This window comes from Pseudomonas sp. B707, assembly GCF_022496685.1.
Lineage (GTDB): Bacteria > Pseudomonadota > Gammaproteobacteria > Pseudomonadales > Pseudomonadaceae > Aquipseudomonas > Aquipseudomonas paraglycinae.
In genome coordinates, this window is sequence record NZ_WTVE01000019.1 from 271,748 (window position 1) to 293,034 (window position 21,287).

Here is a 21,287-nt window from a genome sequence, read left to right on the forward strand (position 1 = left end):
ATTCTTGGAGGTTATGGGGTCGAGCCATCTGCCACCGCAGGGACGGTAGTGGTTCGCGCAGATCGGCTCAGGCTAATCAGGCTCTCTTGTACGGACGGGAACGTCTGCACCGGGCCTTTGGTGGAGCAAATGGTTGGTATCGTTAGCTGGCTACGTTAACCCGCGATTAACAAAAAAGCCCTGCACTTTTTAAATAAGTGCAGGGCTTTGGGTTCAGCCTTGAAAGCGTAGCCTCAATACCTGTTGGGCTCCATTTCCAGCTCGACATTGAAACGTTCTGCAATGTCTTTCTGGATGCGCTGGGCCAGATCGAGTAATTGCAGCCCGGTCGCCGTGCCGTAGTTGACCAGCACCAGCGCCTGCAATTTATGCACGCCGGCATCGGCCTCACGGAAACCTTTCCAGCCGGCACGCTCGATCAACCAGCCGGCCGCCAGTTTCATCTGCCCGTCCGGTTGCGCGTAGGCCACCAGATCTGGATGCTGCGCCTTGATCTGTGCGACCACGGCCGCCGACACCAGCGGGTTCTTGAAGAAGCTGCCGGCATTGCCGAGCACCGCCGGGTCCGGCAGTTTTTCGCTGCGAATGCTGCAAATGGCCCGGCTGACATCCGTCGGCGTCGGCTGCTCGATACCCTGCTCGGACAGGCGCTGACGCACCGGGCCGTATTCCAGGTGCAGATGCGCGACTCGATCCAGTGCAACTCGCACCCGCAGGATCAGCCAACGACCCGGCTGCTGCTTGAACACGCTGTCGCGGTAGGCGAAGTTGCACTCTTCCAGACTGAAGTCGCGCAGCTCGCCGGTCTGGCGATCCAGCGCCGTCAGGCCGGCGAACACATCCTTGATCTCGACACCGTAGGCACCGATGTTCTGCATCGGCGCGGCGCCAACGGTGCCGGGGATCAGACTGAGATTCTCCAGCCCGGAAAAACCCTGCTCCAGCGTGTGCTGCACGAACGGGTGCCATGGCTCCCCAGCTTCGGCTTCGATCACCACGCGGTTGCCGTCGTCGCTGATGACGCGGATGCCACGAGTGGCCATGCGCAGCACCAGCGCCGGGATGTCCGCCGTGAGCAACAGGTTGCTGCCGCCGCCGATCACCAGCAACGGCACATCGTGGGAAGTCGCGTAAGCCAGGGCTTCGCGCACATCGGCGTCACTGTGGGCTTCGGCAAACAGCTGCGCGCGAACGTCGACGCCGAAGGTATTGAAGGGTTTCAGGGAAACCTGCGGTTGCACCTGCAAACTCATAACCGCCCCTTCACTTCGATCAACAGCTGATCGCAGGCACGTTCGATCAGATCCAGCACCTGCTCGAAACCCTGATCGCCGTCGTAATACGGATCCGGTACTTCATCGACTTCGCCTTCATAGCGGCGCAGGAACAGATCCAGCTCGGCCTTGCCGGTGGACGGTTGCAAGGCCTTGAGGTTGCGCAGGTTGCTGTTGTCCATGGCGAGGATCAGGTCGTAGCTGGCGAAATCGGCGCGGCTGACCTGCTGGGCGCGTTGCGCCGACAGGTCATAACCACGCAGTTTGGCCGCAGCCTGGCTGCGCTTGTCCGGCGGATTGCCGACGTGCCAGTCGCCGGTGCCGGCGGAGGCCACTTCGACCTGATCCGCCAGTCCCGCTTCACGCAACTTGTGGCGCAACACACCTTCGGCGGTGGGCGAACGGCAGATATTGCCCAGGCACACGAACAGAACGCGCATCAGGCCTCCAGCAGGCGACGGACGCGCTCGAGATCTTCGGCGGTGTCGACCCCGGTCGGCGGCGCGATCAACGCGTCAGCCACGTGAATCCGCACGCCGTGCCACAGGGCACGCAGTTGTTCGAGGGATTCGGTGTTTTCCAGCCAGCACGGCCCCCAGCTCACGAAATCCTGAAGGAAGCCTGCGCGGTAGGCATAAATGCCGATGTGGCGACGATACGGCACGCCTTCCGGCAGCACGTCGCGGCTCTTGGCGAACGCATCGCGGGCCCATGGCAGGGTCGCTCGACTGAAGGTCAGCGCCAGACCGTTGAGGTCGCTGACGACCTTGACCACGTTCGGGTTGAACAGGGTTTCGACGTCCTCGATCGGCTCGGCCAGGGTGGCCATGCGCGCTTCGGTGTGGGCCGCGAGGTTGTCGGCGACCTGATCGATCACGCTCGGCGGGATCAGCGGTTCGTCACCCTGCACGTTGACCACGATGGCATCCGGCTCCAGACCCAACTTCGCGGCCACTTCGGCCAGACGATCAGTGCCGGAGTTGTGATCTTCACGGGTCAGCACCACTTCGGCGCCGAAGGCCTTGCAGGCCTCGACAATGCGCGCATCGTCGGTGGCCACGACCACACGGCTGGCGCTGCTTTTGCTCGCCTGTTCCCAGACGTGCTGGATCATCGGCTTGCCGGCGATATCCAGCAGCGGCTTGCCCGGCAAGCGAGTCGAGGCATATCGCGACGGGATGACAACGGTGAAGGCGGTGGTCATTTATCCAGACGCTCGTCGGTGGTCAGGGTGCGGGCTTCGCTTTCCAGCATGACCGGGATGCCGTCGCGGATCGGGTACGCCAGGCCGGCGCCCTTGCTGATCAGTTCGGTCTTGTCGGCGCTGAGCTTGAGCGGGCCTTTGCAGATCGGGCAGGCGAGGATGTCGAGCAGTTTGGTGTCCATGAACATTCCCTGGATAAAAACGGATTAAGGCAAAAGACGATCCGGCAACAGGCGCATCAACTGTGTGTCGAACCAGGCCACGAAGGCCGGTGACGGCACGGCATCGACCGCCAGGTACCACCAGTCGTCGGCAGCGAAGGCACGGCACTTCACCGCGTCCTTTTCAGTCATCACCACTGGCAATGACGGCGTGAAACTCAAGGCCTGCACGCTGTATTCGGCGTGATCGGCAAACGCGTGGGGCACAGGCCGCCAGTCTAGCGCTTCGAGGGAATTGAAGAAACGTTGCGGGTTGCCGATCCCGGCCACCGCATGCACGGCCTGACCGGGCGGGAAATGATCGAGCGACCGGCGTTCGCCGCTGCGCAAATTGACCAGCGCCGACGGTTTGAGACGGAAAGCGAATCCGCCGTCGCGATCCTCAAGGGCGCCATTGAACAGCACACCGTCAACGCTTTGCAGGCGCTCGGCCGGCTCGCGCAGGGGGCCGGCGGGCAGGCAGCGCTGATTGCCAAGGCCACGGGCGGCGTCGATCAGCACCAGTTCCAGATCCCGCGCGAGGCGGTAATGCTGCATGCCGTCATCGGACAGGATCAGGTCCAGCGGCTCGCTGTCCAGCAGGGCTCTGACGGCGGCGCTGCGATCGGGGTCGATCATCAGCGGTACGCCGGTGCGCTGCACGATCAGCAAGGGTTCGTCACCGGCGATGTCGGCAGTCTGGTCAGCTTCGACCCGCCATGGCAGTTGCGCCGGTTTGGCGCCGTAACCGCGACTGACCACGCCGACCCGCAGCCCGTGGCGTCGGCAATGCTCGATCAGCCACAGGATCATCGGCGTCTTGCCGGTGCCGCCGACGGTGATGTTGCCGACCACGATCACCGGCACCGGGGATTGATAGATCTCACCCTCGCCGTCGAGAAAACGCTGACGCTTGCCGGCCACGACGCGGCGGTACAGCCACTCCAGCGGCCGCAACAGCGTCAGGGCCGGGTGCCCCTGATACCACGCGGCGAGCAGACGATCGGACATGGCCATCAGGATTTGGGCGCCGCCTCGACCGTGGTCATGCGCAGATGGCTGAAACCGAGCTTGCCGGCCGCGTCCATGGCGGTGATCACGGATTGGTGCTGAGTCTTGCCGTCAGCACTGATCGACAACGGCATGTTGGTGTCGCCGTTGGCTTCTTTCTGCATGGCTTCCATCAGGGTCGCCAGATCGTTTTTCGGCAGAATCTTGTTGTTCACCGAGAACACGCCTTCGGCGCTGATGGCCACGTCCAGTTGCTTGACCTGCTGGTCCTCGGCCGGCGAGCCGCTGACCGCTTCCGGCAGATCGACACGCAGCTGGGTTTCGCGGGTGAAGGTGGTGGTCACGACGAAAAACAGCAACAGGATGAACACCACGTCGATCAGCGACGCGAGGTTGATGTCGATGGTTTCCCGGGGTTTGCGACGGAATTTCACGCTTTTTCCCCGGCCAGATCGACGTCACGGTCGCCCTGCACCACTTCCACCAGTTTGATCGCTTCCTGTTCCATGCCCACCACCAGTTCATCGATGCGGCGTTGCAGGAAACGGTGGAAGAACACTGCCGGAATACCGACCATCAGGCCCGCAGCGGTGGTGATCAGCGCCTTGGAAATACCGCCGGCCAGCACCGCAGCATTGGTGGTCATTCCCGAGCCGGTGAAGGCGCTGAAAATATCGATCATGCCCAGCACCGTGCCCAGCAGACCGAGCAGCGGCGACATGGCGGCGATGGTGCCCAGCGCGTTGACGTAGCGTTCCAGCTCGTGGATGACCCGGGCGGCCGCTTCTTCAATGCACTCCTTCATGATCTCGCGACCATGCTTGGAGTTGGCCAGGCCCGCGGCGAGGATTTCACCCAGCGGCGAGTTGGCGCGCAATTCCTTGAGTTTTTCCTTGTTGAGCTGCTTGTCCTTGATCCAGACCCAGACCTGACCCAGCAGATGCTCAGGGGTGACGCGACTGGCGCGCAGGGTCCACAGGCGCTCGGCTACGATCGCCATGGCGGCGATGGAACTCAGAATGATCGGCAACATCATCCAGCCGCCGGATTTGACCAATTCCCACACAGTGACAGCCCCCTCGAAAAAGTGCGCCACTTTACCATACCGGTTCGCGATAAAGACCCGTCGCCCCGACGACCGTGCTCAACGGTACTCCGCCCCCGGCAACGGCGGGTCGCGCCAGAAGCGACGTTGTTGACGCAACGACCGGGCCGGCTGAAACCGCCCCAGTTGCAGATGAATGGCGCCCTGCTCGGCGCTGTCATGGATGTGTATGCCCTGTTTGCGGTAGCGGGCAATGACCGTCGGGTGCGGGTGGCCGAACGAATTGCCCTGCCCTCGGGAAATCAGCACGGCCTGTGGCTGCAAAGCCTTGAGCAAGGCCATCGATGAGGAACTGCGGCTGCCATGGTGCGGGGCTTGCAGCCACCGGGTTTGAACTGCCAGCGCGCTGTTGAGCAGGTCCCGTTCGGCGGCGCTGTCGATGTCGCCGGTCAGCAGCAACCGCTCACCGTTGGCTTCGATCTGCAACACGCAGGAACGCTGATTACTGTCGTGGGCGTCGGCCCATTGCCATAGATGAAAGGCAACGCCGTCCCACTGCCATTGCCGACCACTTTCACAGACCTCGGCATTCAGCGCTTCGGGCAACCCCGGCGGATCGCCGCTGATGACCCGGCTGACCGGCAATCCTTTCGCCACGGCGAGTGCGCCACCCGCGTGATCGGCATCGGCATGGCTGAGCAGCATCAGATCGAGGTGTTCCACCCCCAGTTTGCGCAATGCCGGCAGCACCACTCGCTCGCCGAGGTCGAAGTCGCCGAAACGCGGGCCGCTGTCGTACAGCAAGGTGTGATGTCGGGTGCGGATCAGAATTGCCAGACCCTGGCCGACATCCAGTTGCCACACATCCGCTACGCCTTCGGTCAGGCGTTCTCGAGGCGGAAATGCCAGCACCAGCAGCAACGGCCAGCCCAAGGGACGCAGGGGAACGCCTCGGGGCAGCAATAACAGCACTGCACCGATGCAACCCAGCGCCACGATCCAGCCCGGCATCGATTGTGCAACCCACGCCGGCCAGCGCCCGGCAATCAGGGCCAGCGCCCGGAACAATCCATCGATCAGTCCGCCGGCCAGCCACAGCAGCCCTTCCCCGACATAGGGAATCGGCAACAGCAATGTCCCCAGCAACGCCGGCGGCAGCACCGCAAAACTGACCCACGGCACCGCAAGCAGATTGGCCAGTGGTCCGCTGAGGCTGATCGGCAGACTCAACGCCACCAGCACCGGGCACAAGCCGATCGCAATCAGCCACTGCGCACGCGTCCAGGTCTGCCACCAGCGCGATGGCCCCAGACGGCCACCGAAGGTGAAGATCAGCACGGCGACCGCGATAAAGGACAGCCACAACCCCGGACGCAGACTGGCCAGCGGATCCATCAACAACACACCATTAAAGGCCAGCAGCAACGGCCACCAGGCACCGAGATGGCGAAAGCGCAAACGCCACAACAACACCAGCGCAACCATCACGCAGGCCCGCCGCACCGGCACGTCGAATCCGGCCAGCAGGCCGTAACCCAGCGCCGCCGCGAACGCCAGACCGCACGCCCAGGGCAGCCAAGGCCAACGCAACGGCCAGATCCCGACCCGCGCCAGCCCGGCGACCAGCGCATACATCAACGCCGCCAACAGCCCGATGTGCTGACCGGAAATCACCAGCAGGTGTACGGTGCCGGTGTCCTGAAGGGTCTGCCAGTCCTCACGACTGAGCCCGGAGCCATCGCCGAGCACCAACGCAGCCAGGGCGCCGTTGCGTCCCTGGGCATCCACCGCAAGCAGGCGCTGGCGAATGCTGTCACGCCAGGCCCACTGCGCCGGCGCCAGGCGCTCGCCATCCTTCACCGTCCCGGTGGCGCCGATGCGCTGCGCCAGCAGCCAGGCTTCGTAATCAAACGCATCCGGATTGAGCAGGCCACCGGGACGCTTGAGCTTGACTGCCAGTCGCCAGCGTTCGCCACTTTTGATCTCAGGCCCGGCGTACCACGCCAGACGCATCAGCGACGGCAGTTTCTCGTGACGCGAGCGCGCATCGACCAGTTCGAAGCGCACGACGCCCTCGGCATTCTGCGGCAAGCCGACGACGCGCCCTTCCACCCAGCGCGTTTCGCCATCCAGCCGGGAAGGCAGTCGATCATTCAACGCCATCTGCGCGCTGAAACCCGCCCATGCGAATCCAAGCAGTAAAAACGCCAGTGGATAGCTGCGAAACGGCAGCAGCATCAGCGCCACCCACGGCAACACCAGCCATAACCCGACCGGCGGCAAGCCCGGTAAAAAAACCGGAGCCAGCAGACCGACCGCCACCGCCATCATCCCTGTACGCATAAGCCCGTCCTTGAGAGTCCCACCTTCAGGCATAGCGGCTGCGGGGCACGCGCGTCGTTATCAATTGTCACAAAGTCTGAATGGGCGGTTCATAGAATCCAGACATACTTGCCGCCTTAACCGACCGAGAAGCCTTATGCCCCGGCGCTTATTCAAACGTTACATGCCCGACCCGACGAGCATCAGGGAACACAAATCCTTACGCTTTCTCGGAACGTTGCTGCATGACCCGAACCTCTGGCACCTCAACCGACACTCGGTGGCCCGGGCCATGGCCGTTGGCCTGTTCGCCGCGTTCCTGCCGATTCCCGCACAGATGCTGGTGGCCGCCGTCCTCGCGATCATGGTGCGCGGCAACATGCCGATTGCCGTCAGTCTGGTCTGGCTGACCAATCCGATCACCATGCCGGCGGTATTCTTCTGCACGTATCAGGCCGGGGCCTGGCTGATGGATGTGCCCGCCCGCACGCTCCCCGACGAATTGACCTGGGAATGGATCAGCGGTGAGCTCTCGACCTTGTGGCAACCGTTCCTGCTGGGTTCGGTGGTGGTCGGGTTGGCACTGGGCGCCCTCGCCTATTGTCTGGTGATGATGTACTGGCGCTGGTGGGTGGCCCGGCAATGGGCGCGGCGCAAGAAAAGACGTCAGGCGTGAATGCAAAACGGCCTCCACTGTGGGAGGCCGTTTTTCATTGCAGCATTGAAGGGATCAGGTGCGCATGCCGCGCCCGCTCACCAGCAACCGCGAACAACCGATATACAGCACCACGGTCGCCACCAGCATGAAGGTGATCGCGATGCCGATGCGAATGTCCGACACACCGAGGATGCCGTAACGGAAAGCGTTGACCATGTGCAGCACCGGGTTGGCCAGCGACACGGTCTGCCAGAACGGCGGCAGCAAGGTGATCGAATAGAACACGCCGCCCAGGTAGGTCAGCGGGGTCAGCACAAAGGTCGGGATGATCGAGATGTCATCGAAGTTGCGCGCAAACACCGCGTTGATGAAGCCCAGCAGCGAGAAGATCGTCGCCGTCAGCACCACCACCAGCACCGTCACGCCAAGATGGTGTACCTGCAAATGGGTGAAGAACAGCGACAGGATCGTCACAATCACACCCACCATCAGGCCGCGCAGGACGCCACCAATGGTGTAACCGATCAGGATCGTGTGCGGCGACACCGGCGACACCATCAGCTCTTCGATGGAGCGCTGGAACTTGCTGCCGAAGAAGCTCGACACCACGTTGCCGTAGGAGTTGGTGATCACCGACATCATGATCAGCCCCGGCACGATGTACTCCATGTAGGTGAAGCCACCCATATCGCCGATCTGCCGGCCGATCAGGTTACCGAAGATCACGAAGTACAGAACCATGGTGATCGCCGGCGGCAGCAGAGTCTGCGGCCAGATCCGGGTGAAGCGTCTGACTTCGCGGTAAACGATGGTGTTGAGGGCAACGAGGTTGGGGCGCAGCTCGGAACTCATACCGCCACCTTCGACAGATTTTTCTCCACCAGGGACACGAACAGCTCCTCGAGGCGATTGGTTTTATTGCGCAGGCTCAGCACTTCGATGTTCTGCAGGGCCAGTTGGCCGAACAGCGCAGTGATGCCCATGGACTTGTCGACCTGGACTTCCAGCGTATGAGCGTCTACCAGCCGGGCCGGATAGCCGACCAGTTGCGGCGCAACCGCCAGATCACTCTTCAGGTCGAGCAGGAAAGTCTCCACATGCAGTTGGCCGAGCAGCTGACGCATGCTGGTGTTCTCGACGATGGTGCCGTGGTCGATGATCCCGATGTTGCGGCACAGCTGCTCAGCCTCTTCCAGGTAGTGGGTGGTGAGGATGATAGTGATGCCTTTCTGGTTCAGTTCGGTGAGGAACGTCCACATCGAACGGCGCAGCTCGATATCCACCCCGGCGGTCGGTTCATCGAGGATCAGCAGACGCGGTTCATGCACCAGCGCCCGGGCGATCATCAAGCGACGCTTCATGCCGCCGGACAGCGAACGCGACGGCACATCGCGTTTGTCCCACAGGCCGAGCTGGGTCAGGTACTGCTCGGCGCGTTCCTTGGCGATCTTCGCCGGAATGCCGTAGTAACCGGCCTGGGTCACGACGATGTCGAAGGTCTTTTCGAACTGGTTGAAGTTGAATTCCTGGGGCACCACGCCGATGGAGCGCTTGAGCGCCGCCGGGTTCTTGTCCAGGTCGTGGCCAAAGATATTCACCGTGCCGCTGGTCTTGTTGACCAGGGTCGAGAGAATGCCGATGGTCGTGGATTTGCCGGCGCCGTTGGGGCCGAGCAAGGCGAAGAAGTCACCTTCGGCGACGTCCAGATCGATACCACTCAAGGCCTGGAACCCGTTGCCGTAGGTTTTGGTTAGCTGCCGGATGGACAGAGCGGAACTCATATCGGATTTACGCACCCAGTAAAGAAAAAAGGACTGATAAAAGGCCGGCGGCGAGGAAGACAACCGCAGCGCTAGAGCGCAATGGTGCTTGCCGTCGCCGCACAAGTACAGTCAAGTGTGTCGATAGTAGGTATTAAGTCAACGCGGTCATGACAGCTTTCTGATACGCCGGACGCTGCTTCAGCCGCGCATACCAGGCTTCAAGATTCGGCTGTGACGCGCGCTCGATCGGCATCTCGAACCAGGCATAAATGAAACTGCCGAGCGGGATATCGCCCATGCCGATTTCATTACCGGACAGATACGGCTGATCCTTCAGCGCCTGATCGGCCATCGCCAGCAAGCCGTCACATTCCTTGATCGCCGCATGGATTGCCGGCCAGTCCTGTTTGTCTGCCGGGGTACGCAGAACGCCCCAGAACACCGTGCGAAACGGTCCGGCAAAACTGGAAGTCGTCCAGTCCATCCATTTGTCAGCGGTGGCGCGGATCTGCGGATCCGCCGGGTACCACGAAGTATCGGCTGCATGCTTTGCCAGCAGGTAACGCACGATGGCATTCGATTCCCACAGCACAAAACCGTCGTCCTGAATCACCGGCACCCGCCCATTCGGGTTCATTGCCCGGTACTCCGGCGTGTCGACCACACCAAACGCGCCACCGGCATCGATGGCCTCGTAGGCCAGCCCGAGCTCTTCGGCCGCCCACAACGGTTTTCTGACATTCGACGAATTCTTGCGACCCCAGATCTTCAGCATGACCGCCTCTTTTCCAGTAAATGGGCAGGCAGCATACGCCGGATCAGAGGCTGCCGACATCACCGCGCATGTCACCGGACAGTGGCGTCTGCTGATCGTTGAACAGGTGCGGATAACATTTCTGCAGATGTTCGAAGAAAAAAGATTCCGGTACATCGGCGAACTGGCCGTGATCGACCAGGTACTCCATCAGCAGCGCACCATCGCTGTTGTACGGGTGGAAAACGCTGTCGCTCATGCCGTCGAATTCCAGCGGCGCAACGTTGAACATTTCGCAGAGTTTCTGGTTGAACGCGGGTGTGGCTTTCACCCAGCGATCATTGAGAAACAGCTCGGTATAACCATGCATGGCGAACACTTCGCTTCTCAGCAGTTCAAGCAGACGCGGCGTCGACAGATGATTTTTCACATCCGCAAGACCAATGCGTGCGGGGATCCCGCAATGGCGCGCGCAACCGGCGAGCAACGTGGCCTTGGGCACGCAATAACTCTCACCCGCCGCCAGCGCGTAGCTGCCGCGCAAGGTCTGCGGGTCGCGGCTGAAGGTGTACATGTTGTAACGCACCGCCTCGCGCACGGCGTAATAAAGACTGACCGCCTGCGCGAGCGGATCGCGGCTGGCACCACGGTGCTGCTCGGCGAACTCCACCACCGAGGGGTGGTCACTATCGATGAAGCGGCCGGGGCTCAGATACTCGTGCATGACGACATTCTCCTGATTGAGCCCCGAGTCTAGCGAGAGGTTCAGCACAGAGATAACGACGTTTCGGCCAAACATGCACGCAAAGACGCGGAAGCGGCGAACGATTTCCCACGCGTGTTGCCCACCGAACCTACAAAAGACATCCGGGGTTTCCCACGATTTCAATCACCTTGCTCTGACCGCCCCGTTTTGCAGATGCCGTCTAAGCTCTGGAGGGTCGGTTCGCCCTGGTTCACGGAGGATTAAATATGCTGTTGTTGTGGATACTGGTTCTGATCGTCGGCGTGGCGTATCTGGCACACCGGCGCATCGCCCCGCTGCCGGCACTGGGCATCGTTGCCGCTTACCTGTTGGCGATGGGAATTTTCAGCCACGCACCGGGCTGGTTGCTGCTGATTTTCTGGGTCGTGCTGGCCCTGGTGGCCGCCCCGCTGCTGTTGCCTGACCTGCGCCGCAAACACTTCACCGCGCCGCTGTTCAGCTGGTTCCAGAAAACCCTGCCTCCGATGTCGCAGACCGAACGCGACGCGATCGACGCCGGCACGGTGTGGTGGGACGGCGAACTGTTCAGCGGCCGTCCGGACTGGGACAAACTGCTGTCCTATCCCAAGGTGCAACTGAGCGAAGAAGAACAGGCATTCATCGACGGCCCGACCGAAGAACTCTGCGCGATGGTCACCGACTGGCAGATCGGTCAGTCGATGGATCTGCCGCCCGAAGCCTGGACTCACATCAAGGAACACGGTTTCTTCGCCCTGATCATTCCCAAGGAGTTCGGCGGCAAGGGTTTCTCCGCCTACGCCCACTCCCAGGTGGCGATGAAACTGGCGACCCGCAGCGGCGACCTCGCCTCTACCGTGATGGTGCCCAACTCCCTCGGCCCGGCCGAACTGCTGCTGCATTACGGCACCGACGAACAACGCAATCATTACCTGCCACGGCTGGCCCGGGGCGACGACATTCCTTGCTTTGCGCTGACTGGCCCGCTCGCGGGTTCAGACGCGGGTGCGATGCCCGACACCGGGATCATCTGCAAAGGCGAATGGGAAGGTCAGGAAACTCTCGGCCTGCGCCTGAACTGGGAAAAACGCTACATCACCCTCGGCCCGGTCGCGACCCTGCTTGGCCTCGCCTTCAAGGCCTATGACCCGGATCATCTGCTCGGTGACAAGGAAGACCTGGGCATCAGCCTGGCGCTGATCCCGACCGACACCCCCGGCGTGGAAATCGGCCGCCGCCACTTGCCGCTGGGCGCGGCGTTCATGAACGGTCCGAACTCCGGCAAGGACGTGTTCATCCCGCTGGACTACCTCATCGGCGGCCAGGACATGCTCGGCAAAGGCTGGATGATGCTGATGAACTGCCTGTCGGTCGGGCGTTCGATCTCGCTGCCGGCAGTGGGCACCGGCGCGGCCAAGTTCACCAGTCTGGTGACCGGGCAATACGCGCAGATTCGCGAGCAATTCAACGTGCCGCTGTCAGCGTTCGAAGGCATTCAGGAAGCCATGGCACGGATCGGCGGCAACGCCTGGATGATGGACGCTGCGCGGATGCTGACCGCAAACGCGGTGGATCTGGGCGAGAAGCCTTCGGTGCTGTCGGCGATTCTCAAATATCACCTCACCGAGCGCGGTCGCGAGTGCATCAGCCACGCGATGGATGTGCACGGCGGCAAGGCGATCATCATGGGCCCGAACAACTACCTGGGCCGCAGCTGGAACGGCGCACCGATCTTCATCACCGTGGAAGGCGCGAACATTCTTTCGCGCAACCTGATGATCTTTGGTCAGGGCGCGATCCGCTGCCATCCGTTCGTCCTCAAGGAAATGGCCCTCGCCGGACGCGAGGACAAGGACCAGGCGCTCAAGGAATTCGATGGCCTGCTGATCAAGCACATCGGATTTGCCGTGAGCAACGCCGCCAGCACGCTGGTGCTGAACCTCGGCTTCGGCCATTTCGAACATGCACCGGGAGACAAACTCAGCCAGGGTTATTTCCGCGCCCTCAACCGTCAGGCTGCCGCGTTTGCCATGCTCGCCGACCTGAGCATGATGCTGCTGGGCGGCGAACTGAAACGCCGCGAGCGTCTGTCGGCGCGTCTGGGTGATGTGCTGAGCAACCTGTATCTGGCCTCGGCGGCGCTCAAGCGTTATCACGACCTCGATTCCCCGGCGTACATGGAACCGCTGTTCAGATGGGCCATGGAAGAAAGCCTCGGCCAGTCGGAAAAAGCGCTGGATGAACTGCTGACCAACTTCCCGAACCGGGTCTTCGGCTGCCTGCTGCGAGTGATCGTGTTCCCGTTCGGCCGCCGTCACAAAGGCCCGTCGGACAGACTCGGTGCCGAAGTGGCTGCGGTCATCGGCCGGGCCAAGGGCGATCCGGCGCTGGAAGAACTGCTTGCCGGCTGCTATCGCCCGCAATCGGCCGACGATGCGGTCGGTGCGCTGCAGCACGCCTGCGATCAGTTGAACGCTGCGCAACCGCTGCACAAAAAACTGCACACCTCGCTCAAGAGCGGTCAGGTCAAACCGGTCGCCGGCGAACACGCCATCGATGCCGCACTGGAAGCCGGGGTGTTGCAGGCCGTGGAAGCCCAGACCCTGCGTGATGCCGAAGCGGCGCGGCGCAAAGTGATCGATGTCGATGATTTCGACAAGGAGCAACTGAAACCGGCGGACGGCAAAATCCGCTGATCCCTTCAATCAGTGAAAAACGGGCGCAGGGGCTTTATACTCCCGCGCCCGTTTTGCTCTTGAGGACTTATCTCGTGTCCAACGTCGTTGCCGATCATCTGGTTTTGCTCGACCACCTGCGCAGTATCCTGGTCGCCGTAGGTGAGGCCGATCAGGTTCCCGAAGAAAGCCATGCCCTGTTCCTGGAGCGTTTCGACGAACTGCTGGCATCCCTGCCGATCGAGCCGATCGAAAGCCAATACCTGGGCCAGGACATCCTGACTCAAGTGATTACCCGTTACCCGCAAATTGCCCACCTGATCCCGCGGGATCTGCTGTGGTTCTTCGCCGGCGACTGCCTGCATTACCTGTCCGACGAAGAAATCGACATGTATCAGGCGCTGGAAGAACGCCGCTACGAAGCCGAACAGAACGACGAACCGTTCGACTGGAACCAGGAAAAACAGCTGCTGGCGATGTCCGCCCAGGACAGCAAGCACTGATTTTCGCCCGATAAAAAAGGCCCGCATGGTGATCCATGCGGGCCTTTTTTTTATCGGGTCAGAGCAACCCTTCACTCTCGGGCAATTCGTACTCCGCCAACGGTTTTGAACCGCCGGATTTTGCCGGCTTGCTCAGGGTCGGCTCTTTCTCCAGGCACTCCACCAGATAGTCGATGAACACCCGCAGCTTCGGCGGCAGATAACGCGTCGGCGAGTGCAGCAACCACAACCCGCCGTGGTACGACGCCAGGAACGTCCAGTCCGGCAGCACCTGCACGATCAGCCCCTGCTCCAGGGCATAACGCGCGGTGAAATACGGCAGGCTGCCAATGCCGATGTGCTGCAACACGGCGCCCAGACGCACGCCGGTGTGATTGGCGGCATACCGCCCGCGCACGCCGACAGTGACGGCTTTCGTGCCTTTCTTGAATTTCCAGCGCGCATCGCTCGGGGTTTCGCCCAGGTAAATGCAACTGTGGTTAAGCAAGTCATGGGGATGAGTCGGCGTCCCGTGTTCGGCCAGATACTGCGGCGTCGCGCAGAGCAAATGGTCGATGGTCAACAGTTGTCGTCCCACCAGTCCAGCCGGTGGACGGTCCGTGATGCGAATGGCCAGGTCGACATGGTCGTCGATAAGATCGACCTGGCGGTCCTCCAGCAACAGCTCCACGTCGACCTTCGGATAGCGCCGCAGAAACTCCGGCATGTGCGGATGAATCACGAAGCGCCCAACCGCTTTCGGCACGCTGACCCGCACCAGCCCCTCGGCTTCGTGGGTGAACTGGCCGCTGATCTCCATCACCGACTTCGCCGCGCTGACCATTTCCTGACAGCGTTTGAACACTTCTTCCCCGCCATCGCTCAAGCGCAGTTTGCGCGTGGTGCGTTGCAGCAGCCGCGTGGCCAGCGCCTTCTCCAGCCGGGAAATGCTGCGGCTGACTGCCGATGGCGATGAGCCCAATTGGCGAGCGGCTTCGGAGAAGCTGCCGGTCTCTACGACCTTGACGAAAATCGCCATTTCACCGAGCAGCGGCAGTGGAAGATTTATGCTCACAGCGCAACAGTCCTTTGATGTTTGAACGGATTATCACGTTATTGCACGATTCATATAATTAAAAAAGAAACTTTAATAAGGGCATGGAATATGACGCTTCGCCTCTTTTTCCATAGTGATGACCTCAAGGCCAATGTGGAAGTCCTCGACTGCACGCCCCACGAGAACGAATTCGCCGTTGTGTTGCGCGCCACACTTTTTCATCCCCAGGGCGGTGGCCAACCCTGTGATACCGGCTGGATTGGCGACAGCCAGGTGCTGCGGGTCGTTCAGGAACCGGACCGGATCATTCATTTCGTCGATCAACCGGTGCCACTGGGCATGACCCAGATTCGCGTCGACGAAGAACGCCGCCGCTTCAACACCCGCATGCACTCTGCCGGGCATTTGATCGGCCACTTTGTCCAGGCCATGGGCTGGATGCCGATCAAGGCCCATCACTGGCCGGACGAGGGCCGGGTGCAATTCAAGCCCGGAGATTCGGCCCAGGAAGTCGATGCACAAGTCGTTCAATACGGCATCGGGCAATGGATCGAACACGATCTGCCACGCCTGACGTCCCTGCGCGACGGCGCACGGGAAATCGGTTTCGGTGAACTGCCAGCCTATGGCTGCGGTGGCACCCATGTACGCAGCCTGAAGGATCTGGGCACAGTCACGATCGCGTCCCTTTCGCAGAAGAAAGGCACGTTGTCCGTCCACTACAGCGTGGATTGAGGATTTCGGGCGCTGCCAGATGCAGCGTCCGACGCCGGGGGAACCGCGTTCGCCGGTTCCGTTGACTATTCGATAGATGGACCTGAAACCATGATGCTTGACGTCGAGCGTCTCGATGAGACGTGCATAAAAAAACTGGCCAACGAAGAAGTCCTCGCCATCCGCGTCAAGGGCTTTCTGCCCCAGGCGCAGGCGATCCAGATTGGCGACAAGATCCTCGCGCCCGGCTTCGAGGGCTACATCAACGCGCCCAGCATCGGTCGCATCGGCATGGCGTTCTACGAGGCGGAAAACCAGCCGCTGCTGATCGAAGATTACTTCGAGCGCGCCACCCGCAACATCGCCGAGCTGCGTAACCGTTGCGCGCCCTATTCGTCACCGGTCGACACCCTGCGCTGCATGCTCGACGAATCCTGGCCGGCGGGTGCCCACCTGGAAAACCTCTACGGTCGCAAGATGTACGTCGGCCTGTCCCGGGTGGTGAAACCGGGCGTGTGCTTCCTGGCCCATCACGACATCTTCGCCAAGGACGCCCCGGAAAGTTTTCAGGCCCGCAGCCTCGAGGCGCAGTTCGCCTGCAACGTCTACCTCAACATGCCGACGGAAGGCGGCGCGTTGCAGATGTGGGAAGACGATATTTCCCCGGACCGCTTCGATGAAATGCGCGGCGACAGCTACGGCATCGACCCGGCGCTGCTTGGCCCGCCCGCCCTCGAAGTACGCCCGGAACCGGGGGATTTCATCATGTTCAATTCGCGTCGCATGCACTCGGTAACGCCGGGCGTGGCGGATCCGCGCTTGAGCCTTTCATTTTTTGTCGGCTATCGCGGCAATGCTTCACCCCTGACTTTCTGGAGCTGAAATGACATCGAATTACCTGGGCGAGTTTCTGGCATTGGCCACCATCCACTTTCTGGCCGTGGTCGCTCCCGGCCCGGACTTCGCCGTGACCATCCGCCAGAGTGTGCGTTTCGGTCGACTGGTCGGCATCTGCACGGCATTGGGCATCGGCGCGGGAATTTCCGTGCACGTGCTGTACACCCTGCTGGGCGTCGGCGCCTTGATGCACACCACGCCTTGGCTGCTGACCGTCGCCAAAGTGGTCGGTGGTGCTTACATCCTTTACCTCGGCGTCAGCCTGATCCGCAGTAAACCCAAGACGACAATGGAAGGCGAAAAGACCAGCGACGAACCGTTGATTGAACAATCGCTGTTCAAGGCGTTTTCCACCGGTTTCCTGACCAACGCCACCAACCCCAAGGCCACGCTGTTTTTCCTGGCGATCTTCACCACGATCATCAGCGCCAGCACACCGCTGCAAATCCAGGCGCTGTACGGGTTGTGGATGTGCGGGGTGAATGCGTTGTGGTTCGTGATCGTCGCGCTGTTCTTTTCCAGCAGCAAAGTGCGCGTGCTGTTCATGCGCATGGGCCACTGGTTCGAGCGCAGCATGGGGGTGATTCTGATCCTGTTTGCCGGGCGTCTGGTGTTGTCGATGTAATCTGCGCCCATAAAAGAGGCTCGCACAGTCAAGCTGGCGAGCCTCTTTTGCTTTCGGGATCCGTTGTAAGTCCTGCCCTAGAGGCCTCAATCCTATTTTTTCGATTCAGTGTCATTTTTGCGACGTGTCTCACTTCGGGGGCTCCCCTATCACTCGCTGGTGGTGTTAGTTTGCGAAACCGTCTGACGCTTCGATCAGATACCTCCTACTCACTGCCTGCAAAGGAATGCCCTTAGCAATGGACTTTTCACTCAAGCAACTGGCCGCCTCGACGTTGATTCTGGCCAGCCTTTCGTCCGTCACACTGCCAGCCCACGCCAACCTGACCGAGCAGCAGAGCGCGACCATTCTCAAGACATTCAACGAGGCAAAGGTCAGTGATTTCAGAGCTTTTCTCGGTGATCTGGCCAGGAACGACCTGAGCAAGGCCGACGACCTGCGTCCAGCCATCAGCGCCTTCCTTGACAACAAGACACTGACCGCCGAACAACAGAACGAGATCCATCGCTTGCTCGGCCTCTACACCCGCGTGAAGTACGGCAAAGCCGCGCTGGAAACCCTGCGCGAACTGGTGGAAATCCCGACCTACCGCAAGGACGGTGTCGATCAGCACGACAACCCCGAGTTCATCAAGATCGCGGGCAAGATCAAGAATCTGGCCGAGTCTTTCGGCCTGAACTACCGCAACATCGACAACCGCGTTTACGAAATATCCCTCGACGGCAGCGGCAAGGACGTCGTCGGCATTCACGCTCACGCCGACGTGGTGCCGGTAACGCCGGAGAACTGGGTACTGAAGGACGGCACCAAACTTGATCCGTTCAAAGTCACACTGATCGGCGACCGCATGTACGGCCGTGGCACCGAGGACGACAAGAACGGCATCGTCGTAACGCTTTACGCCATGAAGGTGATCAAGGAAGAGAGGCTGCCACTGGCACGCAATTTCAAACTGCTGGTGGACACCACCGAAGAAACCACCGGTGACGCGATTCCTTACTATTTCGAACGCAACCCGACGCCGGAGTACAACCTAGCGCTGGACGGTGGCTATCCGGTGGTGATTGCCGAGAAAGGTTACGGCACCGTCATGGCCAGGTTCGCCAAGCGCAAGGCCGAGGGTAAAGGCGCGGAAATCATCTCGATGACCGGTGGCCTGGCGACCAACCAGATTCCATCGGTTTCGGTCGTCACGCTGGTGACCGACAAACCTGCCGAACTGGCGGCCAGCCTGCAAAAGGCCGGCACTGAATACGCCAAGCGCAATGGCGGCGATTTCGAAGTGAACGCCAAGGTCGATGGCAAAGACGTCAAACTCACCGTCACCGGTGTTTCCGCGCACTCGTCCGAGCCTGAATCCGGCGTCAACCCGGTCGCCCGCATGCTCGACTTCATCCACAGCGTGGACGGCAAGATCGCCCTCAAGCACAACCATATCACCGACGCTGCGCACTACGCCGCCGACAATTGGGGCCTGGATTACAAGGGCAGCAAGCTGGGCGTCGGTTTCGCCGATGACTTCATGGGCCCGCTGACCACTTCTCTGACCTACGTCGGCATGGACGACAAAACCTTCAAACTCGCGGTTAACCTGCGCGTGCCGAAGGGCAAGTCGCCGGAACTGCTCAAGACAGAAATCGCCGACAAACTGGCAGCCTGGAGCAAGAAAAACCATGTCGCGGTGAACTTCGACTATTCGATCGCCGAACCGATGTACCGCAACCCTGAAGGCGAATGGGTCAAGGCGCTGCTGGCGGTGGCCACCGAGAATCTGGGCATGAAACACGAATTCGGCACCTCGGCCGGCGCCACCTCAGTGCATGAACTGCCGAACGGTGTGCAATTCGGCCTGGCACGACCTGAGGTCAAATACACCGGTCACACCGATGGCGAGTTCAAGACCGTTGACCAGTTCTTGCTGGACCTGCAGATCGTCACCGAAATGATGGGACGCATCGGGCAATTGCCAAAACTGTGATCCATACGTCAACGCCACAATGAACAAAGGCCCGTCGGTTCCCACCGACGGGCCTTTTCAATTCAGTCGACGACCGCCACACCCATTCGACTGCACACGAAAAACCGCCTCCCCATCAGCAGCATTGCCAGCGTCAATGCCGTAATCAGCCCCAGCCAGATGCCTTGCGGTCCCCAGCCCAACCCGAACGCCATCAGGCAACCGAACGGCAAGCCGACACCCCAGTAACAGAAAATCGCCAGCCACATGGGCACACGAGTGTCCTGCAAACCGCGCAAGGCGCCGGCGGACAGCATTTGCAACCCATCGGGAAACTGTAACGCTGCGGCGTACAGCAAAAGCGTCGAGGCGAGCGCGGTGACCGCTACATCCGCGCTGTACCAACCCGCTATCGTTTCATTGCCCAACAGCATGATCAGTACCGAAACGCTTTGCGCGACCAGGACGATGACGCAGCCCGCCCCGGCAGCCTGCCGGACGCCTTTGAAATCCCCCCGCCCCAACGCATGACCGACCCGAACGGTCGTGGCTTCAGCTACGGCCACCGGGATCATGAAACACAGCTGAGCCAGATTCACCGCGATCTGATGGGCCGCCAGAAAAGTCGAGCCGAGGCGGCCAATCAGTAGCGAGGTGACAATGAACAGACTGCCCTGGGTCAAAATCGCGATGCCGATCGGTATTCCAACCCTCAACAAATCAACGATGCCGGCAAGACGCGGCGGATCAAAGCGGGCAAACAGCTGCAAATGCGCCAGCCGCTTGCCTCGCCAGAGGTGCGCAGCGAACAGCAACGCTTGCAGCCACATCATCAAGGCCGACGCGATGCCCAGTCCTTCAGCCCCCATCTCCACGAAACCCAACTTGCCATTGGTCAGCACATAACCCACTGGCGCCAGAAACAAGAGACCACCAAAACCGAAGACCATGGTCGGACGCATCCAGTGCATTCCTTCGCACAGATAGCGCATGCAGAAAAACAGGGTCAACGCCGGACTTCCCCAACGCACAGCCTGCAGAAAGGCCTGTGCCCCCGGAATAATTTCCGGTGCAATCCCGGCGGGTGCGAGCAGATGAGGCGCAAGGCTCAGGAAAGCGAACATCAGCCCTCCCATGAACAGCGCCAACCACATGGCCTGGCGAAAGATCGGCCCAATCTCGTCTGTTCGCTCCGCGCCGTGTAAACGGGCGACTGAAGCGGTCAGCGCAATCAATGTTCCGATTGGCACCAGCATCGGCAGCCACAACAACGCCGTGCCGAGCGTGACGGCAGCCAAGGTATCGGTGCCGTGATTGCCCGCGATGAGGTTATCCACGAAAGCAATCAGCCCTGCGCACAGGTGCCCTATGACCAACGGAAGCGACAGCCATGCGGTTGCTCGAATCTCGCGCAGATGGCCGGGAGGTCTGATCGTTTGTGACATTAAGTGAGATCCTCGAATTCGATCACCCCCGCTTCAGCCATCAAGGCTGACGGGGCGGACGTTATCTCAGAATCGATCGAGGGCTGGCTGTCAGACGCTTCCGCAAATCACGGATTCACCGTAGGAAAGTTGTAACAAAGCACAGCCCGCCCAAAAAACGCGCATACAAAAACGCCGCTCATCACTGAGCGGCGTTTTTGTGAATATGGAGCGGGAAACGAGACTCGAACTCGCGACCCCGACCTTGGCAAGGTCGTGCTCTACCAACTGAGCTATTCCCGCAATGGCGTCCCCTAGGGGACTCGAACCCCTGTTACCGCCGTGAAAGGGCGGTGTCCTAGGCCACTAGACGAAGGGGACAGGCTACAACTTTCACTAATAAAAACGCCGCTCTTTGCAAAGCGGCGCTTTTTGAATTTGGAGCGGGAAACGAGACTCGAACTCGCGACCCCGACCTTGGCAAGGTCGTGCTCTACCAAC

General features: G+C 60.9%; 21 protein-coding genes and 2 tRNA genes. 7 read left to right on the forward strand and 16 right to left on the reverse strand.

Annotated features, from left to right (window positions below; translation table 11 throughout):
* Window positions 1-233 precede the first annotated feature (233 nt).
* The 8 genes from murB to GQX66_RS10175 form a co-directional block, all read right to left on the reverse strand.
* The gene (murB, locus tag GQX66_RS10140) at window positions 234-1,253 is read right to left on the reverse strand and encodes a UDP-N-acetylmuramate dehydrogenase (RefSeq protein WP_240868593.1); all 1,020 of its coding nucleotides are present in this window, start codon (window positions 1,251-1,253) and stop codon (window positions 234-236) included.
* Window positions 1,250-1,714, reverse strand: a complete 465-nt coding sequence (locus GQX66_RS10145) for a low molecular weight protein-tyrosine-phosphatase (RefSeq protein ID WP_064598568.1) — start codon at window positions 1,712-1,714, stop codon at window positions 1,250-1,252. The genes murB and GQX66_RS10145 overlap by 4 nt, the downstream gene beginning before the upstream one ends.
* Window positions 1,714-2,478 (reverse strand): 3-deoxy-manno-octulosonate cytidylyltransferase, encoded by a 765-nt coding sequence (gene kdsB / locus GQX66_RS10150; RefSeq protein WP_102717072.1) that lies wholly within the window; start codon window positions 2,476-2,478, stop codon window positions 1,714-1,716. The genes GQX66_RS10145 and kdsB overlap by 1 nt, the downstream gene beginning before the upstream one ends.
* On the reverse strand, window positions 2,475-2,660 hold the full coding sequence (locus GQX66_RS10155) for a Trm112 family protein (protein ID WP_003174668.1): 186 nt from the start codon (window positions 2,658-2,660) through the stop codon (window positions 2,475-2,477). Before GQX66_RS10155 ends, kdsB begins: the two co-directional genes overlap by 4 nt.
* A gap of 24 nt (window positions 2,661-2,684) precedes the next feature.
* Entirely contained in the window at window positions 2,685-3,695 is a 1,011-nt protein-coding gene (gene lpxK, locus GQX66_RS10160; protein WP_240868595.1) for a tetraacyldisaccharide 4'-kinase, read from the reverse strand.
* Window positions 3,695-4,123 carry a biopolymer transporter ExbD gene (locus GQX66_RS10165; RefSeq protein WP_007950767.1) on the reverse strand — a complete coding sequence of 143 codons (429 nt, stop codon included), beginning with the start codon at window positions 4,121-4,123 and terminating at the stop codon, window positions 3,695-3,697. Before GQX66_RS10165 ends, lpxK begins: the two co-directional genes overlap by 1 nt.
* On the reverse strand, window positions 4,120-4,755 hold the full coding sequence (locus GQX66_RS10170) for a MotA/TolQ/ExbB proton channel family protein (protein ID WP_165369563.1): 636 nt from the start codon (window positions 4,753-4,755) through the stop codon (window positions 4,120-4,122). Before GQX66_RS10170 ends, GQX66_RS10165 begins: the two co-directional genes overlap by 4 nt.
* 78 nt (window positions 4,756-4,833) lie before the next feature.
* Window positions 4,834-7,077 (reverse strand): DNA internalization-related competence protein ComEC/Rec2, encoded by a 2,244-nt coding sequence (locus GQX66_RS10175; protein WP_240868609.1) that lies wholly within the window; start codon window positions 7,075-7,077, stop codon window positions 4,834-4,836.
* A 136-nt stretch (window positions 7,078-7,213) separates the two neighbouring features.
* On the opposite strand from GQX66_RS10175, the gene GQX66_RS10180 reads away from it, so the two are divergent.
* Entirely contained in the window at window positions 7,214-7,732 is a 519-nt protein-coding gene (locus tag GQX66_RS10180; RefSeq protein WP_007950764.1) for a DUF2062 domain-containing protein, read from the forward strand.
* A gap of 54 nt (window positions 7,733-7,786) precedes the next feature.
* Here GQX66_RS10180 and GQX66_RS10185 read toward each other — a convergent pair whose 3' ends face one another.
* The 4 genes from GQX66_RS10185 to GQX66_RS10200 all read right to left on the reverse strand — a co-directional run bounded on the left by GQX66_RS10185 (window position 7,787) and on the right by GQX66_RS10200 (window position 10,955).
* Window positions 7,787-8,566, reverse strand: coding sequence for an ABC transporter permease (locus GQX66_RS10185; protein ID WP_007950763.1), 780 nt, complete (start codon window positions 8,564-8,566; stop codon window positions 7,787-7,789).
* Window positions 8,563-9,495 carry an ABC transporter ATP-binding protein gene (locus GQX66_RS10190; RefSeq protein ID WP_085612257.1) on the reverse strand — a complete coding sequence of 311 codons (933 nt, stop codon included), beginning with the start codon at window positions 9,493-9,495 and terminating at the stop codon, window positions 8,563-8,565. Before GQX66_RS10190 ends, GQX66_RS10185 begins: the two co-directional genes overlap by 4 nt.
* Before the next feature lie 133 nt (window positions 9,496-9,628).
* Complete coding sequence (locus tag GQX66_RS10195) at window positions 9,629-10,252, reverse strand: glutathione S-transferase (RefSeq protein WP_085745069.1); 624 nt, start codon at window positions 10,250-10,252, stop codon at window positions 9,629-9,631.
* 43 nt (window positions 10,253-10,295) lie between these two features.
* On the reverse strand, window positions 10,296-10,955 hold the full coding sequence (locus GQX66_RS10200) for a transglutaminase family protein (RefSeq protein ID WP_085745070.1): 660 nt from the start codon (window positions 10,953-10,955) through the stop codon (window positions 10,296-10,298).
* A 248-nt stretch (window positions 10,956-11,203) separates the two neighbouring features.
* Between GQX66_RS10200 and GQX66_RS10205 the strand changes: the two genes are divergently transcribed.
* Entirely contained in the window at window positions 11,204-13,651 is a 2,448-nt protein-coding gene (locus GQX66_RS10205; protein ID WP_240868610.1) for an acyl-CoA dehydrogenase, read from the forward strand.
* Between the two features lie 74 nt (window positions 13,652-13,725).
* The gene (locus GQX66_RS10210; protein WP_007950758.1) at window positions 13,726-14,133 is read left to right on the forward strand and encodes a PA2817 family protein; all 408 of its coding nucleotides are present in this window, start codon (window positions 13,726-13,728) and stop codon (window positions 14,131-14,133) included.
* A 58-nt stretch (window positions 14,134-14,191) separates the two neighbouring features.
* On the opposite strand, the gene GQX66_RS10215 is transcribed toward GQX66_RS10210, so the two are convergent.
* On the reverse strand, window positions 14,192-15,187 hold the full coding sequence (locus GQX66_RS10215) for a LysR family transcriptional regulator (protein ID WP_085745072.1): 996 nt from the start codon (window positions 15,185-15,187) through the stop codon (window positions 14,192-14,194).
* 90 nt (window positions 15,188-15,277) lie between these two features.
* On the opposite strand from GQX66_RS10215, the gene GQX66_RS10220 reads away from it, so the two are divergent.
* The 4 genes from GQX66_RS10220 to GQX66_RS10235 all read left to right on the forward strand — a co-directional run bounded on the left by GQX66_RS10220 (window position 15,278) and on the right by GQX66_RS10235 (window position 19,383).
* A complete protein-coding gene (locus GQX66_RS10220; protein WP_240868624.1) occupies window positions 15,278-15,904 on the forward strand; it encodes an alanyl-tRNA editing protein in 627 nt (208 codons plus the stop codon).
* Window positions 15,905-15,994: 90 nt separating this feature from the next.
* Window positions 15,995-16,765 (forward strand): 2OG-Fe(II) oxygenase, encoded by a 771-nt coding sequence (locus tag GQX66_RS10225; RefSeq protein WP_085745074.1) that lies wholly within the window; start codon window positions 15,995-15,997, stop codon window positions 16,763-16,765.
* A gap of 1 nt (window position 16,766) precedes the next feature.
* On the forward strand, window positions 16,767-17,405 hold the full coding sequence (locus tag GQX66_RS10230) for a LysE family translocator (RefSeq protein ID WP_085745075.1): 639 nt from the start codon (window positions 16,767-16,769) through the stop codon (window positions 17,403-17,405).
* A gap of 238 nt (window positions 17,406-17,643) precedes the next feature.
* Entirely contained in the window at window positions 17,644-19,383 is a 1,740-nt protein-coding gene (locus GQX66_RS10235; RefSeq protein WP_240868627.1) for a dipeptidase, read from the forward strand.
* Between the two features lie 62 nt (window positions 19,384-19,445).
* Here GQX66_RS10235 and GQX66_RS10240 read toward each other — a convergent pair whose 3' ends face one another.
* From GQX66_RS10240 to GQX66_RS10250, 3 genes are all read right to left on the reverse strand, one after another.
* Window positions 19,446-20,807, reverse strand: a complete 1,362-nt coding sequence (locus GQX66_RS10240) for an MATE family efflux transporter (protein ID WP_102686522.1) — start codon at window positions 20,805-20,807, stop codon at window positions 19,446-19,448.
* Window positions 20,808-21,013: 206 nt separating this feature from the next.
* A tRNA-Gly gene (locus GQX66_RS10245) sits at window positions 21,014-21,089 on the reverse strand.
* Window positions 21,090-21,091: 2 nt separating this feature from the next.
* Window positions 21,092-21,167 (reverse strand) — tRNA-Glu (locus GQX66_RS10250).
* Window positions 21,168-21,287: the final 120 nt, after the last annotated feature.

Bases quoted from the DNA above. Each gene is read 5' to 3' on its own strand.
- GQX66_RS10145 (WP_064598568.1), bottom strand. From the start codon at position 1,714: ATGCGCGTTCTGTTCGTGTGCCTGGGCAATATCTGCCGTTCGCCCACC.
- GQX66_RS10230 (WP_085745075.1), top strand. From the start codon at position 16,767: ATGACATCGAATTACCTGGGCGAGTTTCTGGCATTGGCCACCATCCAC.
- GQX66_RS10180 (WP_007950764.1), top strand. From the start codon at position 7,214: ATGCCCCGGCGCTTATTCAAACGTTACATGCCCGACCCGACGAGCATC.
- GQX66_RS10190 (WP_085612257.1), bottom strand. From the start codon at position 9,495: ATGAGTTCCGCTCTGTCCATCCGGCAGCTAACCAAAACCTACGGCAAC.
- GQX66_RS10235 (WP_240868627.1), top strand. From the start codon at position 17,644: ATGGACTTTTCACTCAAGCAACTGGCCGCCTCGACGTTGATTCTGGCC.
- GQX66_RS10240 (WP_102686522.1), bottom strand. From the start codon at position 20,807: ATGTCACAAACGATCAGACCTCCCGGCCATCTGCGCGAGATTCGAGCA.
- GQX66_RS10200 (WP_085745070.1), bottom strand. From the start codon at position 10,955: ATGCACGAGTATCTGAGCCCCGGCCGCTTCATCGATAGTGACCACCCC.
- GQX66_RS10205 (WP_240868610.1), top strand. From the start codon at position 11,204: ATGCTGTTGTTGTGGATACTGGTTCTGATCGTCGGCGTGGCGTATCTG.
- GQX66_RS10175 (WP_240868609.1), bottom strand. From the start codon at position 7,077: ATGCGTACAGGGATGATGGCGGTGGCGGTCGGTCTGCTGGCTCCGGTT.
- lpxK (WP_240868595.1), bottom strand. From the start codon at position 3,695: ATGGCCATGTCCGATCGTCTGCTCGCCGCGTGGTATCAGGGGCACCCG.
- kdsB (WP_102717072.1), bottom strand. From the start codon at position 2,478: ATGACCACCGCCTTCACCGTTGTCATCCCGTCGCGATATGCCTCGACT.
- murB (WP_240868593.1), bottom strand. From the start codon at position 1,253: ATGAGTTTGCAGGTGCAACCGCAGGTTTCCCTGAAACCCTTCAATACC.
- GQX66_RS10225 (WP_085745074.1), top strand. From the start codon at position 15,995: ATGATGCTTGACGTCGAGCGTCTCGATGAGACGTGCATAAAAAAACTG.
- GQX66_RS10220 (WP_240868624.1), top strand. From the start codon at position 15,278: ATGACGCTTCGCCTCTTTTTCCATAGTGATGACCTCAAGGCCAATGTG.
- GQX66_RS10185 (WP_007950763.1), bottom strand. From the start codon at position 8,566: ATGAGTTCCGAGCTGCGCCCCAACCTCGTTGCCCTCAACACCATCGTT.
- GQX66_RS10155 (WP_003174668.1), bottom strand. From the start codon at position 2,660: ATGGACACCAAACTGCTCGACATCCTCGCCTGCCCGATCTGCAAAGGC.
- GQX66_RS10195 (WP_085745069.1), bottom strand. From the start codon at position 10,252: ATGCTGAAGATCTGGGGTCGCAAGAATTCGTCGAATGTCAGAAAACCG.